General features: G+C 68.7%; 14 protein-coding genes. 5 read left to right on the top strand and 9 right to left on the bottom strand.

Features of this window, described 5'->3' with window-relative positions; all coding sequences use genetic code 11:
• Positions 1 to 164 precede the first annotated feature (164 nt).
• A complete protein-coding gene (locus J2S75_RS06500) occupies positions 165 to 1,130 on the top strand; it encodes a LysR family transcriptional regulator (protein WP_307018990.1) in 966 nt (321 codons plus the stop codon).
• On the opposite strand, the gene J2S75_RS06495 is transcribed toward J2S75_RS06500, so the two are convergent.
• Positions 1,120 to 1,569 carry a MarR family winged helix-turn-helix transcriptional regulator gene (locus J2S75_RS06495; RefSeq protein WP_307018989.1) on the bottom strand — a complete coding sequence of 150 codons (450 nt, stop codon included), beginning with the start codon at positions 1,567 to 1,569 and terminating at the stop codon, positions 1,120 to 1,122. The genes J2S75_RS06500 and J2S75_RS06495 overlap by 11 nt on opposite strands.
• A gap of 173 nt (positions 1,570 to 1,742) precedes the next feature.
• Between J2S75_RS06495 and J2S75_RS06490 the strand changes: the two genes are divergently transcribed.
• Together J2S75_RS06490 and J2S75_RS06485 are read left to right on the top strand one after the other, a co-directional pair.
• Positions 1,743 to 2,765 carry a sugar-binding transcriptional regulator gene (locus J2S75_RS06490; RefSeq protein ID WP_307018988.1) on the top strand — a complete coding sequence of 341 codons (1,023 nt, stop codon included), beginning with the start codon at positions 1,743 to 1,745 and terminating at the stop codon, positions 2,763 to 2,765.
• Between the two features lie 120 nt (positions 2,766 to 2,885).
• Positions 2,886 to 4,235 carry an NAD(P)H-dependent oxidoreductase gene (locus J2S75_RS06485; RefSeq protein WP_307018987.1) on the top strand — a complete coding sequence of 450 codons (1,350 nt, stop codon included), beginning with the start codon at positions 2,886 to 2,888 and terminating at the stop codon, positions 4,233 to 4,235.
• Positions 4,236 to 4,313: 78 nt separating this feature from the next.
• Here the strand turns inward: J2S75_RS06485 and J2S75_RS06480 are convergent, their stop codons facing one another.
• The 7 genes from J2S75_RS06480 to J2S75_RS06450 all read right to left on the bottom strand — a co-directional run bounded on the left by J2S75_RS06480 (position 4,314) and on the right by J2S75_RS06450 (position 13,806).
• Positions 4,314 to 4,595 carry a hypothetical protein gene (locus J2S75_RS06480; protein ID WP_244379300.1) on the bottom strand — a complete coding sequence of 94 codons (282 nt, stop codon included), beginning with the start codon at positions 4,593 to 4,595 and terminating at the stop codon, positions 4,314 to 4,316.
• 74 nt (positions 4,596 to 4,669) lie between these two features.
• Entirely contained in the window at positions 4,670 to 8,104 is a 3,435-nt protein-coding gene (locus J2S75_RS06475) for an error-prone DNA polymerase (RefSeq protein ID WP_307018986.1), read from the bottom strand.
• A 7-nt stretch (positions 8,105 to 8,111) separates the two neighbouring features.
• Entirely contained in the window at positions 8,112 to 9,548 is a 1,437-nt protein-coding gene (locus tag J2S75_RS06470; protein ID WP_307019163.1) for a Y-family DNA polymerase, read from the bottom strand.
• Between the two features lie 64 nt (positions 9,549 to 9,612).
• Complete coding sequence (locus J2S75_RS06465) at positions 9,613 to 10,455, bottom strand: ImuA family protein (RefSeq protein WP_307018985.1); 843 nt, start codon at positions 10,453 to 10,455, stop codon at positions 9,613 to 9,615.
• A 78-nt stretch (positions 10,456 to 10,533) separates the two neighbouring features.
• The gene (locus J2S75_RS06460) at positions 10,534 to 10,968 is read right to left on the bottom strand and encodes a GtrA family protein (protein WP_307018984.1); all 435 of its coding nucleotides are present in this window, start codon (positions 10,966 to 10,968) and stop codon (positions 10,534 to 10,536) included.
• Between the two features lie 40 nt (positions 10,969 to 11,008).
• Positions 11,009 to 12,772 carry a glycosyltransferase family 39 protein gene (locus tag J2S75_RS06455; RefSeq protein WP_307018983.1) on the bottom strand — a complete coding sequence of 588 codons (1,764 nt, stop codon included), beginning with the start codon at positions 12,770 to 12,772 and terminating at the stop codon, positions 11,009 to 11,011.
• Positions 12,769 to 13,806: a glycosyltransferase family 2 protein gene (locus J2S75_RS06450; protein ID WP_307018982.1), complete on the bottom strand. Its 1,038-nt coding sequence runs from the start codon at positions 13,804 to 13,806 to the stop codon at positions 12,769 to 12,771. Before J2S75_RS06450 ends, J2S75_RS06455 begins: the two co-directional genes overlap by 4 nt.
• 199 nt (positions 13,807 to 14,005) lie before the next feature.
• On the opposite strand from J2S75_RS06450, the gene J2S75_RS06445 reads away from it, so the two are divergent.
• Entirely contained in the window at positions 14,006 to 14,845 is an 840-nt protein-coding gene (locus J2S75_RS06445; RefSeq protein WP_307018981.1) for a ChbG/HpnK family deacetylase, read from the top strand.
• Here J2S75_RS06445 and J2S75_RS06440 read toward each other — a convergent pair.
• Complete coding sequence (locus J2S75_RS06440) at positions 14,828 to 15,238, bottom strand: DUF983 domain-containing protein (RefSeq protein ID WP_307019162.1); 411 nt, start codon at positions 15,236 to 15,238, stop codon at positions 14,828 to 14,830. The genes J2S75_RS06445 and J2S75_RS06440 overlap by 18 nt on opposite strands.
• A gap of 346 nt (positions 15,239 to 15,584) precedes the next feature.
• Between J2S75_RS06440 and J2S75_RS06435 the strand changes: the two genes are divergently transcribed.
• Positions 15,585 to 15,797, top strand: coding sequence for a hypothetical protein (locus J2S75_RS06435; RefSeq protein ID WP_307018980.1), 213 nt, complete (start codon positions 15,585 to 15,587; stop codon positions 15,795 to 15,797).
• The last annotated feature ends 2 nt before the right edge of the window (positions 15,798 to 15,799 follow it).

The raw sequence follows: 15,799 nt of genomic DNA, 5'->3' as shown, positions 1-15,799 counted from the left end.
CCGCGCTCCGTTGCGACAAGAGATAACCCGGCAACAGCGCAATGCCAGACCCTATCAATTGCGTTGACGCAATCTCATCTGTGCTGCTATCGTTCGTGCGTGGCAGGCGGGCCTGAGAGGCGCGCGTGCGCCGCCATCCGTCATCGCCACATTCGGGGAGCAGCATGGCCGAACCGTTCAAAAATCTCGGATGGGACGATTTCCGGCTGATCAAGGCGGTGGCGGATGCGAAGGGCCTGCCGGCGGCGGCGATGACGCTGGGGGTCAACCATTCCACCGTGTTCCGCCGGCTCAAGCAGATCGAAGAGCAGCTCGGCACGGTGCTGTTCGAGCGCCACCGCACCGGCTACGCGCTCACCCCCGCCGGCGAGGAGATGGTGGCTCTCGCCAACCGGCTCGATGAGGAAATCACTGCCGTCGGCCGCAAGCTGGCCGGCCGTGAGCCTGCGCCCTCCGGCGAACTCCGGGTGACCACGCCGGATTCACTGCTGATCCATCTGTTGATGCCGATGCTCGCCACCTTCCGCGATCGCTACCCGGAAGTGCGGCTCGACATCGTGCTCAGCAATCAGCCGCTCAATCTCTCCAAGCGCGATGCGGATGTCGCCATTCGCGCCACCGATAATCCGCCGGAAAATCTCGTCGGCCGCCGCGTCGCCCGCATCGCCTGGGCGCTGTATGGTCGGGCTGCCGATTTCCCCGAACCGCGGGCGGTGACGCCGGAGCAGCTGGAAACATGCAACTGGGTGTCGCTCGGCGACAGCCTGGGCTCGCTGAAGACGGTGAAGTTCGTTCAGGAAAACGTCGCCGCCGACAAGGTCGCTTACAAGATCAACAGCGTGCTCGGCCTCGCCGAGGCAGTGGAGGCGGGGATCGGCATCGCGCATATTCCCTGTTTCATCGGTGATGCCCGGCCCTCGCTGGTGCGGCTCGGGCCGCCGGATGATGACTATGCCGCCGATCTCTGGCTGCTCACCCATCCCGACCTGCGGCACTCACCGCGCGTGCGTGCCTTTCTTGATTTTCTCGCCGGGGAGATCACGCGGCATCGCCGGTTCATCGAAGGTCAGATCGAACTGGAAGCGGAAGCCTTGCCGGTGCCGGACGCGCCGTCCGGCGCTACGGCTTGAGCCGCGTCAGCAGCCGGTCGCGCAGCCGGCTGAGGTCGTCGGTCAGGGCGCGCAGATTCTCGGTTTCATGGTCGAGGCAGACGCCCATCTCACCGGGAACCCGCTCGGCCTCGTGCCGCAGGGCGCGCCCTTTGTCCGTGAGATAGACCCGCACCTGCCGCTCATCGGCCGCGTCGCGCAGCCGCCGCACCAGCCCGGCCGCTTCCAGCCGCTTGAGCAGCGGGGTCAGCGTGTTGGTCTCCAGCAGCACCCGGTCGCCGATCTGCCCGACGGTGAGCCCCTCCTCCGACCACAGCGTCACCATGGCGATGTATTGCGGGTAGGTCAGGCCCAGCCGGTCCAACATCGGCTTGTAGACGCGGTTGAACGCGTGGTTGGCCGAATAAACCGCGAAGCAGAGAAAATCCTTGAGCTGAAGCGTCTCGTCAGTGCTGGACATCGTGCAACCATGCGTACCCCGAGCCGATAGGGTGCGCCCGCCGGGGACTGCGGACAAGCGGGTTTTTGCGTAACGTCAGCCCATTTCCCCGCGTCGCCGAGGCGCCTGGTTTGAAGATGGCGCGCGGCTCCTCTATAGCAACCGGGAGACTTTCGTCGGGGGGTGAGGTGTTCATGTCGGGTGGAGCTGCGACGACCAGGCCGGGCAGCCTGAGCGAGACCCCCTCACTCGCCGATCTCAGCCCGACCGGACGGCGCTCGGCGCGGCTGCGGCTGCGCGCGGCCTGGATGTATTATGTCGAGGGCATGACCCAGAGCGCCATCGCCGAGGCGCTGGACATTGGCCGCGTCACCGTGGTTCGCCTGCTCGCCGATGCCCGCCAGCTCAACGAGGTAAAGATCTCGCTTTCACGCGAGATCGCCGAATTGCCCCGGCTGGAAATGGGGCTGCAGAAAGCGTTCGGGCTGCGCGAGGCGGTGGTCGCCCCCGTCTCCGGCCCGTTCGCCGACGCCACCAGCGCCATCGGCGCGGCGACCGGGCTGTTCATCTCCGACCTCATCCGCTCCGACATGAAGATCGGCTTCGGCTGGGGCCGCACGCTGATGCGCGCGCTCGGCTTCATCGACGAGAAGACGGTCTCCAACCTCCAGGTCATCTCGCTGCTCGGCGGCATCACCAAGGCCAAGCAGTACAACCCGTCGGAATTCGCCTGGCAGCTGTCGCGGCTGTTCCAGGCCGACTGCCACCTCATCGCCGCCCCCGCCATCGTCGACAGCATCGCCACCAAGCAGGCGCTTATCGAGCGCTGCGGCCTCGGCACCGTCTATAACCTCGCCCGCGAGATGGACGCGGTGGTGCTCAGCGTCGGCGAGATGGATTCGGAAAGCACCTCGCTACGCTTCGGCTTCTTCTCCGAGGCCGACTGGGCCTCGCTGATCGCCGCCGGCGCGGTGGGCGATGTGGTCTATAACTTCATCGATATTGAGGGTCGGCCGGTCGACCACCCCATCAACACCCGCGTCATGTCGATCCCGATCGAGACACTGCAGGCGACACCCGAGCGCATTCTCACCTCCGGCGGGCCGGGCAAAGCCAGGGCGGTGCTTGCCGCTCTGCGCATGCTGCGTCCCACCGTGTTCATCACTGACGAGATCACCGCTGCGGCGGTACTGGAAGAGGCCGGCGCCGCCTATTGAAACGCGGAAGCGCGGGATGCGGTCGCACGCGCTCTTTGCCTCGGAACAAATGTCGAGTACCGAAGAACAATGACGCTTGCGCCGAAAGCCGCAGGCGCGCCTCAGGGAAGGATTGGGCGTATGCTCGGTGCAAACAGGTTCGGTGCTGGCGGGATCGTGCGGACGGGGATCGCCGCCGAACTGGAACAGTGGACCGCCAAGCATGGGCCGGTAACGATCGGCCTCGCCGGCGCCGGCCAGATGGGCACCGACCTCATCGTGCAGGCAGCGCTCATGCCGGGCGTGCGCATCGGCGCCGTCACCGAATTGAACGCGCAGGCGGCAATCGACGCCGCGCTCATGGCCGGGCACCGCCGCGAGGACATCGTCACCGCCGGGACCAGCGCCGCGATCGATCGCGCCATCGAAGCCGGGCACTTCGTCATCACCGACGACTACACCGCCATGTGCGCTTCCGGCCATATCGACGTGGTGATCGACGCCACCGGCAGCCCGAACATCGGCACGCTCGTCTCGCTGGAGGCCATCCGCAACGGCAAGCATGTGGTGCTGTTGAGCGTGGAGGCCGACATCACCATCGGCCGCTATCTCAAGCAGGAGGCGCGCGCGGCGGGCGTGGTGCTCACCGGCGCGGCGGGCGATGAGCCGGCCGCCACCATCGAGCTGATCGGCTTCGCCCAGGCTCTGGGCTTCGACATTGTCTGTGCCGGCAAGGCCAAGAACAACGCCTTCAAGCCGGACGCCATTCCCGACGAGTTCGAGGAAGAGGCGCGGGCGCGCAACATGAATCCGCGCATGCTGGTGGAGTTCGTCGACGGCTCCAAGACCATGGTGGAGATGACGGCGCTGGCCAACGCCACCGGCCTCGTGCCCGACGTGCCCGGCATGCACGGGCCGCATGCCGACCGCGACGTGCTGGCGCAGGTGCTGTGCACCAAGGAGGATGGTGGCATCCTCTCGCGCTCCGGCGTGGTCGACTTCACCCTCGGCAAGGGCGTGGCGCCGGGCGTGTTCTGCATCGTCAAGCCGCGCCATGACCGGGTGATCGAGCGCATGGCCGACCTCAAGGTCGGGCCGGGCCCCTGCTTCGCGCTGATCCGTCCCTACCATCTCACCAGCCTGGAAGTGCCGCTCTCGGCGGTGCGCGCGGTGATGCACGGCACGCGCGACATGGAGGTGCTGGATCATCCCGTCGCCGAGTGCACGGCGGTGGCCAAGCGCGACCTCAAGCCGGGGGATGTCCTCGGCAAGATCGGCGAATATGATTATCGCGGCTACACAATGAGCTGGCGCGATGCGCGCGACAGCTTCGCCTTGCCGCTGGGCCTTGCCGAACGGGCGCGGGTGCTGAAGCCGGTGAAAGCCGGCGAGCGGCTGACCTATGACAACTGCCTGCCCGACGAGCAGCTCATCGTCACCCAGATCCGCCGCCGCCTCGACCAGACCGACGCGCAGTTCCTCGCGGCGTAGCGGGGGCTGACAGCACGCCGCCTCACACCGGACAGCCCGCAGGGCCGCACCGGGACCGGGCCGTGCGAGGCCGGCGCCTCAGGCGTTGCCGGGGCGCGAGGTGGCGAGGTTGGTGAAGCGGGCATCCGCGAGGCGCGCTTCGGCCTCGGCCAGGGCTTCGGCCAGCTGCCGCACCTGGGCGGGATCGAGCACCAGTTGCAGCGCCGGCACCGGCTCGCCGGGCTTGGGCTGCTGGGTGCCGATCTCCAGCCGCAGGCCCACCTTGTCGGTGCCGAAAAGGGCGGTGGTGAAGGCCAGCATCGGCCACACCTTCAGATGGCCCTTGTCGTCCTTTTCCCAATCGTCGAAGCGCTGCGCCATGGATGCCTCCTCCTATGTCGCTCCCCGTCTAGCACCGAACCGGCCGCACGCGACAGGCCGGGCGGGCGGGGCCTTCAATGGAAATCCCGCGATTTTGGCAGCACCCGCACCTGCCGGGGATGGCCCTGCCCGGAACGGCGGCCGGCGAGCAGATGCCCGGGCGGCGAGGATTTTCCCTGCCCCCGCACATCTTCGCCCGGATCGGCCTGCGGCGAGGGCATGGCGCGCACATCCTCGAACAGGCGGGCAAGTTCGGCCGTGCGGTCGAACACCCGCTCGCCCATCACATGCACCACGCCCTCCTTGCTCTTCTGCACCCGTCCCTCCACCACGACGAGCCGGGCGCCCATCACTTCCGCCCGGTAGCGCTCGAACTGGCGGGTCCACAGCAACACGTTGACGATGCCGGTCTCGTCCTCCAGCGTCATGAAAATGGCGTTGCCCTTACCCGGCCGCTGGCGCACCAGCACGATGCCGGCCGCGCGCAGCCGCACCCCGTCCCGCGCCGCCGCGACCTCGGCGCTGGAGGCCACGCCCTCGGCCGCGAACACCGGCCGCAGCATGCCCATGGGATGGCCCTTCAACGACAGGCGCGTGGTCTGATAGTCCACCGCGATCTGCTCGGGCAAAGGCATGAGCGGCAGATACGCATCCGCATCGCTGCCGAGTTCGCGCGCCTCGGCCGCGGCGAACAAGGGCAGCGGCGCATCGTCCGGCAGGCGGCGCATGGCCCAGGCGGCCTCGCGCCGGTCGAACCCCATGGAGCGGCAGGCATCGGCATCCGCCAGCTTGGCGAGCGCCGCCGCCGGGAGGCGGGAGCGGTGGGCGAGCGTCTCGACATCGTGCAGGAAGCCGCGCGCCCGCGCCTCAACCAGTTGCTCACTCCATTCCTCCTTGAAGCCGTCGAGCTGGCGCAGGCCGAGCCGCAGCGCCAGCGGCACGCCCGGCGCGTCACGCTCCAGCGTGTTGTCGTGGAAGCTGAAATTCACGTCCGGGCCACGGATCTCCACGCCGTGCTCGCGCGCATCGCGCACGATCTGCGCCGGGGCATAGAAGCCCATAGGCTGGGAATTGAGCAGCGCGCAGGCGAAGATCGCGGGATAGCGGCATTTGAGGAAGGCGGAGATGTAGACCAGCTTGGCGAAGGAGGCGGCGTGGCTTTCCGGAAAGCCATACTCGCCAAAACCCTTGATCTGCTCGAAGCAGCGGGCGGCGAAGGCGGGGTCGTAGCCGCGCGCGCTCATGCGCTCCACCAGCAGCTTCTGGAAAGTGCCGATGGTGCCGTTATGGCGGAAAGTGGCCATGGCGCGGCGCAGCCGGTTCGCTTCTGCATCGGTGAACTCTGCCGCCACCATGGCGAGGTGCATCGCCTGTTCCTGGAACAGCGGCACGCCGAGCGTCCGCTCCAGCACCTCGCGCAGTTCGCCCGGCGGGTTCGGCGGGGCCGGCGAGGGATACTCCACCGTCTCCAGCCCGTCGCGTCGGCGCAGATAGGGGTGCACCATATCGCCCTGGATCGGGCCGGGACGGACGATAGCCACCTGGATGACGAGATCGTACAGCCGGCGCGGCTTCAGGCGCGGCAGCATGTTGATCTGCGCCCGGCTCTCCACCTGGAACACGCCGATGGAATCGCCCGCGCAGAGCATGTCGTAGACATCGGGCTGCTCGCGCGGCACTTCGGCGAGGCCCCAGTCGATTTCCTCATGCGCGCGCAGGAGATCGAGCGACTTGCGGATGCAGGTGAGCATGCCGAGCGCCAGCACGTCGACCTTGAGCAGGCCGAGCGTATCGATATCGTCCTTGTCCCACTCGATGAAGGTGCGGTCCTTCATCGCCGCATTGCCGATCGGCACCGTCTCGTCCAGCCGGTGCTGGGTCAGCACGAAGCCGCCGACATGCTGGGAGAGGTGGCGGGGAAAGCCGAGCAGGCGTGTGGCGAGGCCGATGGCCCGCGCCACCATCGGGTTTGACGGGTCGAGCCCCGCCTCGCGCGCCTGGCGCTGGTCGATCTCCTTGCCCCAGCTACCCCACACCGTGCCAGCGAGGCGGGCGGTAATGTCCTCGGTGAGACCGAGCGCCTTGCCGACATCGCGGATCGCGCTTTTCGGGCGGTAGGAGATGACGGTGGCGACGATGCCGGCCCGCTCCCGCCCATAGCGCGCATAGATGTACTGCATCACCTCCTCGCGCCGCTCATGCTCGAAATCGACATCGATATCGGGCGGCTCGTTGCGCTCGCGGGCGATGAAGCGGGAGAACAGCAGGTTGCTGGTCGCTGGGTCGACGGCGGTGATGCCGAGCACGTAGCAAACGGCGGAATTGGCCGCCGAGCCGCGCCCCTGGCACAGAATGCCCCGCCGCTCGGCAAAATCGACGATGTCGCGGATGGTGAGGAAATAGGGGGCGTAGCCGAGCTCGCCGATCAGCCCCAGTTCCACCTTGAGCTGGCGTTCCACCTTGTCCGGCACGCCCTCGGGATAGCGGATGGCGGCACGCTGGAAAGTCAGTTCCTCCAGCCGCTGCTGGGGGGTGTAGCCGGGAGGCACAGGCTCTTCCGGATATTCGTATTTCAGTTCGCCGAGGGAGAAATCGAGGCAGGCGAGATAGGCGGCGGTCTCCTCCACCGCCTCCGGCGCCGCGCGGAACAGCCGTACCATCTCCCCCGGGCCTTTCAGATGACGCTCGGCATTGGCCTCCAGCAGCCGCCCAGCGGTCTCGACGGTGACGCCCTCGCGGATGCAGGTGAGCACGTCCTGCAGATCGCGCTCATCGGGATGATGGTAGAGCACGTCATTGGTGGCGAGGAGCGGCACGCCCGCCTTGGCCGCCAGCGCTTTGAGCCCCGCCAGCCGGCGCCGGTCGTCGCCCCGGCGGCGCATGGTGGCACCGAGCCACAGCGCGCCAGGCGCCGCTTGCCTCAGCCGGGCCAGAAGTGGCATCAGATCGGGTAGATTCTTAGCCGGCATATCATGTGGCGGCATGACAATGAGCGAAAGTCCGCCGGCATCGGCCAGAAGGTCGTCGAGGAGCAGCCGGCACTCCCCCTTGCCGACCCGCAAATTGCCCTGTGTGAGCAGCCGGCAGAGCCTTGCCCAGCCGGCGCGCGAGCGCGCATGGGCGACGATGTCGGGCGTGCCGTCGGCAAAGACCAGCCGCGCGCCCACGGCGAGGGTGAAGGGCAGCGCCGCCGCGCGCCCGGCATCGGCGGCCGCCTCCGCCCGGTGGCGCAACACGCGGGTGAGGAGATCGTCTTCCTCCACCCCCGCCGGCGCGGGGGGTGGATGCCCGTTCCGCCGCGCGGTCCAGAAGGCGGCGTAGCGCTCGGCGAGTTCCTTCACCGCCGCATGCGCCCGGACCACGCCGGCGACGGTGTTGCGATCGGCGAGGCCGAGCCCGGCATGGCCGAGCAGCAGCGCCTGCGCCACCAGATCGCCGGCGGCCGAGGCGCCGCGCAGAAAGGAGAAGTTCGAGGCGGCGACGAGTTCGGCAAAGAAGGGCGCGCTCATCCCCGCCTCACGGAAACAGGCCGTGCAGGAACCAGCGCGGCTGGCCGGCGGGGCCCGCCGCCTCGCGGCCGTAAAGACCGGCGCGGAACAGCCAGAAACGCCGGCCCTCGCGGTTCTCCACCCGGTAATAGTCGCGCGTCGGGGCCGCCGCCGGCTGGCGCCACCATTCCGGAGCGAGCCGCTCCGGCCCTTCGGCGCGGGCGACTTCGTGCACCACCCGCCGCCAGCGGAAGCGCAAAGGCGGGCCGTCCGGAACCTCGGCCAGCGCCTCCACCGGCTGCGGCGGGTCGAACAGGGTGAGCGGGCGCGCCAGCACATCCGGCGGGGTCGCCGATGGCGCGGGCGCGCCGCCCGCCGGCACCAGCACGCTGGCGCGATCGGGGTCATGGGTGTCGCGCTGAAGAAAGCGCAGCACCCGCTCGCGGCCCAGCCGCACGCTGAGCCGGTCGATCAGCGCGGCGACCTCCTCTTCCTCCACCGCACGGCCGTCGAGGCTCACCTGCGCCGGGGTGAGGGGTTCGGCCCGCAACACGCCGAGCCGCACGAGATCGAAGCCGAAGCCGGGATCGAGCGGGTCGGCCAGCGCCTCGATCCGCTCGCGCCACAGCCGGGCAAGCGCCGCCCCGTCGCGCAGCGGCCGTGCGGTTTCGATGCGCAGCCGCCGCACGGCGCCATCGGTGCGGAAGAAGCCGGCCTCGAAGGCTCGCCCGCCCTCTCCGCGCGCCTCCAGCATCAAGGCGAGGTCGTCCACCAGCAAGGCGAGCGTCGCCTCGATATCGGAGGTGCGGGCGATAGGCTCGGCGAAGCGCCGCTCGGCAATGCATTCCGGCAGCGGGCGGCGCGGCACCAGCCGCACATCCTCGCGTCCCAGCGTGCGCGCGAGACGGGTCAGCAGTTCCATGCCGAAGCGGGCGGCGAGCGGCGTGCCGGGGCGGGCGGCGAGGTCGCCAATGGTCTTGAGCCCGGCGCGGGACAGTCCGGTGACGATTTCCGCGCCCACCCCCAGCCGGGCGACGGGCAGGCCGGCGACCGCCGACGCCTCTCCGCCCGGCGGCACCACGCCGCCTTTGCCGGAACGGGCGAGCGCCCGTGCGGCATCCGGCGTGCCGGCGATGACGGCAAGCGCCCCGAGGCCATGGCGCTGGAGATGGGCGAGCAGCCGCGCGCGCAGTGCTGCCTCGCCGCCGAACAGATGCGCGCAGCCGGTAATGTCGAGCATCAGCCCATCCGGCACGCCGTCGGGCATGTCGAGCGCCACCAGCGGCGTCCAGCGGTCGCAATCATCCGCCACCTCTTCCAGAAAGGCGGCATCGGCGGCGGGGTCGTGGTCGAGCACGGCGAGATCAGGCACGCGCGCGCGCGCATCCGCCAGCGTCAGCCCGGGCGCGAGCCCCGCCCGGCGTGCGGCCCGGTCGAGCGCGGCGAGGCGCAGCGCGTTCTGCACCTTCTCGACGAAGACCAGCGGCGAGGATGCCAGAGGGCCTGCCGGAGATAAGGCACTCCCGTCCTCAGCCGGTACGGCGCAGCGCGACGACCTCGCCCCCCCGCGCTTGCGCCGCAGCCGCTCGATCCTGTCGGCCGGCAGGAACGGGAACCATAGCGCGAGATAGCGGGTCGAGGTCGCGGAAGGTAAAGGCCTCATGGTCCCACTCCAGTTTCCAGTCGCCGCCCTCTACCGGCCGCCCGCCCTCGCCGCCGCGATGGCGCAGCAAGGTGGCGTGGAAGGCCGGGGCGCCCGGCGCGTCCTCCTCCAGCGGAAAGGAGGCAGCCGGCGCCACCTGCCAGCGCGTTGCCACCGCCGTCGGCGCGGCCTGCGCCGCCCGATGCAGCAGAAAGCTCGTCACCCCGGAGGACGCCGCCCGCAGCCCGAGGCGGCGCGTCGCGGTAAGGTCCAGCGCCTTCGGCGTGCCCCAGATTTCGATCAGCAGCCCGCCCAGCCCGGCGCAACGCACCGCGTCCCCGGCCGCGCGCAGCGCCTCCGCCCCGTCGCGCGCCCGCACCAGGATGAGGCGGGCCGGGTCAAGGCCGAGCGCGGCAAGGCCGGGCGCGTCGAGCCGGCCGAATTCGGCATCCGCCATGTCCTGGCGTACCCAGAGCAACGGCCGCCCCTCCCCCGCGCCGTCGCGGCGCAGGGCCCGCAGAGCCAGCGCCAGCGCGAATCCGGTCGCGGCCGGCATGTCGGCGCTGGCCCGCGCCTGCACCTCGTGCAGGGCGCCGCGCGCGAGGCGCACGCCGCCTTCCTCCGGCCCGGCGGCGCCAAGGGAGAAGAACTGTTCGACGCCGGGCAGACGCTCCGCCTCCAGCCCGGCGAGCATCTTCCGCAGCGCCGCCACATCGCGGATCGGGTCCATGGGGCGCTCATATGTTCATGCTTTGTTCCATCTAAAACGACTCCATCCGCGCCGAGAGTCAAGCCGTGTTTAAAAGGCTCACCCCTGCTTCGGGGGTTGCGCCGCCCGGAATGTCCACAAGGCGTTGCCGGCATAGTGCCAGAGCACCAGAAGCCCGGTGACAAGGATTTGCGCCGGCAGATAGGGCGCGGCCAGCGGCCCGGTGAGCAGCGTCATCAACAGCGCGTTCAGTGCCAGACCGATGCCGGCAACGGTGAAGAACTTCGCCATGGCCTCGCCATGCGGCTTTGAAGAGTTGAACACCAGCCGCCGGCCGAGCTGGTAGTTCACCAGCCCGCCGATCACGAAGCCGGCGCAGGAACCGACCACTGGCCCGGCAAGGCCGCTCTGCACCAGCACAATGAGCACGACATATTGCGCCAGCGTGCCGACACCGCCGAGCGCGGCGAACAGAAGAAGATGACGCAGCCGCGCGAGAAGCGCGGCCTTCCGGCCCATCGTCGCTTCGCTCATGCCGGGCTCCGTGTGGAACGATGCCTCATGAAGGGTTCGCTCACGGCTTGGCCTTGGCGACCTGCGGCCCCGCACCCTGCGGGCCGCCATTCTGCGAGACGACAGGCGCATCGCCATCGGGGGCGCTGAGGTCCGGCCCGTCATCGTCCTGGTCCGGCACCTCCACCGGCATGTGCCGCAGACGCTGGTCCCGCACCGAAGCGAAAGCGAGCCCCATGCGCCTCACCGTCGCATAGGGCAGGCCCGGCGCCGCATCGCAGCCGACATGGCGAGCGGTCAGGATGAAATCGGCGTCCTCCCAGTCCTCCACCGCTTCGAAGCGAGGACCGAGATAGGTCAGCGCCTGCACGTCCTCGGCGCAGACCGAGACCTTGTAGGGATGGGCCGGCGGCTTCTCGCGCTCCATGCCGTGGCGCAGCGCCAGCGCCGCCTCGCGCAGGCTCGACGACCAGTAATCGCCCTCGAAGCGTCCCCACGCCCCCGGCGTGCCGCCGACGAGCTGGTTATAGGCGACATATTCGTAAGGGTGCAGGCGCCACAACACCGACGCGTTGAACAAAAACAGCCCCAGCGCCGCCAGGGCGAACGCCGCCCCGGCCAGCCGCGCCTGCCGGCTCAGCGCATGGAAGGCGCCAACCAGTCCGAGCGAGGCCAGCACCGTCACCGGCGGCAGCACGAAGAGGAAATGCCGGATGCCGTTGTAAAGCGGCGGATCGGTCAGCACCGCGACCGCGACCGGCACCAGGATCGCCAGCGCCAGCGGCAAAGCGAGGAGCAGGTGCTGCGGCGACAGGCCGGTGGCGGCCAGACCTGCGCGGATACGCGGCGCGCGCAGGCGCGTCACCAGCGCCCAAGCCGCCAGGGCCAACCCGGCGAGCAGGCCGAACAGCGTCACCTCCGGCAGCTTGATGAGGAGATATTCCGGCATATAGGTCGCCGGCAGCTGGTCGATCGGCAGCAGCTGACCGTTGATCAGCGTCTTGAGATCGAAGCTGAAATGGCTGAAGGCGCCCAATGCCTTGAACAGGTTGGTCGGCGGCAGCAGCGACCAGGGCCAGGTCACCGCCATGATGGCGAGCGCGACCAGGCCCGCAACCAGAAGCCGCGGCAGCAGCCGCACGAACAGGCGCGCATCCCGCAGCAGCAGCATCGCCGCGCCGAGGGTCACGGCGAGATAGAGAACCGCGAACACCCCGCCAACCCGCAGCCCCAGCGCGCAGCCGATCGCGACGCCGAGGCCGAGCATGGTGCGCCAGCGCGGCACGGCCGGCATTTCGCCCGCGAAGGCGGTGATGAAATACAGGCTCCACACCATGGCGGCGGCGAAGGGCACGTCCTTGGTGTGGGTGAACATCGCCCCGCCATACATACCGGTGACGGCGAGCAGCAGCACCGCCACCACCCCGGCCCCCTCGCCGCCGAGGCGGGTCGCCAGCCGCCATGTGCCGATCAGGCCGACAAAGCCGAAGCCGGCCGCCAGCAGATGGCGCCATTCATAGAGCGGCAGCGGCACATAGGGCTCAAAGCCGGCCGCGATCAGATCGAACAGCCCGCCATAGAGATAGAGGTTGATGTAGTGGAACGCCCGGTCATCGGTAAAGCCGCTCGCATACCAGGCCAGCAGCAGCTGGCCATAGGTATGCTGCACCGGCTCGTCATTGCTGATGCCGTAGTCGCGGAAGGTCAAGACGATGAAGGCCGCCACCGCCGCAAAGACGGCGAGACTGGCGAGGCGGGCCAGAGAAGGGGAGCCCAGTCTGGCGGACGGGGCAACGCGAAGATCGGACGTGGGGGAGAAGGTCACGAGGCGAAGCCCTCGGGAACCAGCGCCGGCGCGGTTCGGACTTCGGCATGCAGCGACGCGGCCGGCAGCGCCGCCGGCGGGGCGAAGCCGATCTCGTCGGCGATGAGATAGAGCGGACGACGCTTCACCTCGGTGAAGATACGCCCGACATATTCGCCGATGACGCCGAGGCTTATGAGCTGCACGCCGGAGACGAACAGCATGCTGACCATGATGGTGGGGAAGCCGGGCGTGCGCACGCCGAAGACCAGCGCCTCACCCAGCAGATACAGCCCGTAAAGCCCCGACAGGCCGGCGAGGATGACGCCAGCGAGCGACCACACGCGCAGCGGCACCATGGAGAAGGAGGAGAGGCCGTCGACAGCATAGCGCAGCAGTCGCAGCGTGTTGAACGAGCTCACCCCGCCGGCGCGCTCGGCGACCTCGAACTCGACCTCTTCCTGACGGAAGCCGACCCAGCTGGTGATGCCCTTCATGAAGCGGTTGCGCTCGGGCAGAGCGTTGATGGCGTCGACCACCCGGCGGTCGAACAGGCGGAAATCGCCCGCGCCCTCGGGAATCTCGACTTCGCACAGCGCGTGGAAGAAATGATAGAAGCCGCGCGAGAACAGCCGGCGCCCCAGGGGATCGGTGCGCCGCGAGCGGCGCACCGCCGTCACCATCTGTGCGCCACCGCACCAGCGCTCGATCATCTCGGGGATGACCTCCGGCGGGTGCTGCAGGTCCGAATCCATCAGCACCACGATGTCGCCCACCGCCGCCCGCAACCCGGCAGCCATCGCCGACTCCTTGCCGAAGTTCCGGGCGAAGCGCAGCGCCTTGACGGCGGGGTCCTGCGTGCCCAGCGTCGCCAGCAGCTCGAAGCTGCCGTCGCAGCTGCCGTCGTCGACGAAGACGAACTCCCGCTGCAGGCCGGGATAGGCATCGAGCACCGCACACAGGCGCGCATGCAGCGCCGCCAGGCAGCGCGCCTCATTATATACAGGCACCACGATCGAGATCAGGCCCGGCCACCTAGGAGAAGCTGTCATCATGTTTTCAAGCTGATTTTACTTGATTGCGGACCCGCCAGCGGCGATGTTTACGTCAGGTAAGACACTCTTACCTATAGTAAACACGTGCCAACTTTCGCGAAGCTTGCATTGAAGTAGGCGCCGATTGTGAACTTTGTTTGTCGGCCGAGACAGGGGCAAAATTCTGAAACCAATTGTCATCTGTGCCGATGATTACGGGTTGAGCGATGGCGTCAGCACCGCGATCGAGGAGCTTATCGAACGTGGCCGGCTCTCCGCCACCGGCGCCATGACCGGGCTGCCCGGCTGGAAGCGGCGAGCGTCCGGGCTGAAGGCGCTGGTGGCGCGCCACCCCGCCGATATCGGCCTGCACTTCACCCTCACCGGCCAGCGCGCACTCTCACCGGCACGGGGCCTCGCACGGGATGGCCGCCTGCCGGAGATCGGCCCGCTGGTGCTGCGTGCGCTCGCCGGCGCCTTGCCGCGCGCCGCGTTGCGGGACGAACTGCGCGCCCAGCTCGATGCGTTCGAGGATGAATGGGGCGCGCCACCGGATTTCATCGACGGCCACCAGCACGCCCATGCGCTGCCGGGCATCCGCGCCATCCTCATCGCCGAACTGACGCAGCGCTATGGCGCCCGCCTGCCCTGGCTGCGCAATTGCACGGAGCCCGCCTCATGGGCGCGCCAGCGAAAGCTCGGGCTGCGCAAGGCGCTCATCGTCGGCACGCTTGCGGCCGGCAGCGCGCCGCAGGCGGCCAAGGCCGGCATCGCCACCAATGACAGTTTTCGCGGCCTCTACGGCTTCACCGCCGATCCGCCCTATCGCGCCGTGTTCCGGGCAAGCCTCGCCGGCCCCGGCACGCGGGTGCTGGTGCATTGCCATCCCGGCATCGTCGATGACGAACTTCGCCGGCTCGACCCGTTGCTGGAACCCCGTGAGCGGGAACTCGCCTATTTCCGCTCGGAAGCCTGCGAGGAAGATCTGGCGGGCGCCGGTGTGCGGCCGGCCCGCTTCCACGAGACCGCGCCGGCATCCGCTTCAGTCGCGGGTGGCTGAGCCGGCCTCGGGAGCGTCGCCGGTGACGAGGCGCCCCTCCTCGGCCTTGTAGTAATACTGGCTCGCCACCAGCCAGCCCTTGAGCGGGCGCAGCGGCGGAATGCAGGTGAGGAGCAGCACCGGCAGGGTGGTGACCAGATGCACCCAATAGGGCGCCTGGAACGCCACCTCCAGCCACAGGCCGAAGATCACCGCCGGCACGCAGACAAAGCAGATGACGAAAAAAGCCGGCCCGTCGGCGGGATCGGCGAAGGAATAATCGAGCCCGCAGGATTCGCAGCGCGGCGCCAGCTTGAGGAAGCCGTCGAACAGCCGGCCCTGTCCGCAGCGCGGGCAGCAGCCCCGCATGCCGCATTCAAAGGGCGACAGCTTGGGGTAATGGCGGTCGGCCACCGGCACGGAGGGCAGGCGGACGGACTGCATCGGCACGGTCGAGGGACGGGCACCCGACGAACCGACGGTGGAAGAACGGACGGTAGAAGAACGGACCGACATGGCGGCACTCCTGCACGCCAGCGCACCACGCGCACGCGACGTTACAGTCAAGAAATAATCCGCCCGCATTCAATGTCAATACAATCTAGTATTGTATGCACATTGACTGCATTACAACGCTCTCCGCGCTTCCCCGGCATCGTCGCGCCGAGCCGGTAATGGGAGCGGGTCATTAACCAATTCCGGGCATGTTTCCGGGGATAAACGCCAAGGCGATTCGCCCGAACCCGAGTCTTGAAGTCGCATGAGTAACGTTGTTCCGTTCCCCGTCCGCGTCCCCGCCCCCGAGAGCGAAGGCGAGTTCGACATCGACCTCATCACCGCCGTCGATGTCGCGATCCGCGACCTGCGCGACATCGCTTTTCGCCTACGCGGCGATGTGAGCGGTCAGGAACAGGCGCATGAATGCCTCGACATGCTGACCCGTGCGCTGGAAAACGCCCGCGCCCAGGGCTGAAG

The sequence above is a fragment of the Ancylobacter polymorphus genome (assembly GCF_030813495.1).
Taxonomy (GTDB): Bacteria; Pseudomonadota; Alphaproteobacteria; order Rhizobiales; family Xanthobacteraceae; genus Ancylobacter; species Ancylobacter polymorphus.
This window is presented reverse-complemented; position numbering and strand designations above follow the sequence as displayed.

Coding starts and splice junctions, on each gene's coding strand:
- J2S75_RS06495 (WP_307018989.1), bottom strand. CDS start 1,569: ATGTCCAGCACTGACGAGACGCTTCAGCTCAAGGATTTTCTCTGCTTC.
- J2S75_RS06485 (WP_307018987.1), top strand. CDS start 2,886: ATGCTCGGTGCAAACAGGTTCGGTGCTGGCGGGATCGTGCGGACGGGG.
- J2S75_RS06475 (WP_307018986.1), bottom strand. CDS start 8,104: ATGAGCGCGCCCTTCTTTGCCGAACTCGTCGCCGCCTCGAACTTCTCC.
- J2S75_RS06465 (WP_307018985.1), bottom strand. CDS start 10,455: ATGGACCCGATCCGCGATGTGGCGGCGCTGCGGAAGATGCTCGCCGGG.
- J2S75_RS06480 (WP_244379300.1), bottom strand. CDS start 4,595: ATGGCGCAGCGCTTCGACGATTGGGAAAAGGACGACAAGGGCCATCTG.
- J2S75_RS06490 (WP_307018988.1), top strand. CDS start 1,743: ATGTCGGGTGGAGCTGCGACGACCAGGCCGGGCAGCCTGAGCGAGACC.
- J2S75_RS06460 (WP_307018984.1), bottom strand. CDS start 10,968: ATGAGCGAAGCGACGATGGGCCGGAAGGCCGCGCTTCTCGCGCGGCTG.
- J2S75_RS06450 (WP_307018982.1), bottom strand. CDS start 13,806: ATGATGACAGCTTCTCCTAGGTGGCCGGGCCTGATCTCGATCGTGGTG.
- J2S75_RS06435 (WP_307018980.1), top strand. CDS start 15,585: ATGAGTAACGTTGTTCCGTTCCCCGTCCGCGTCCCCGCCCCCGAGAGC.
- J2S75_RS06500 (WP_307018990.1), top strand. CDS start 165: ATGGCCGAACCGTTCAAAAATCTCGGATGGGACGATTTCCGGCTGATC.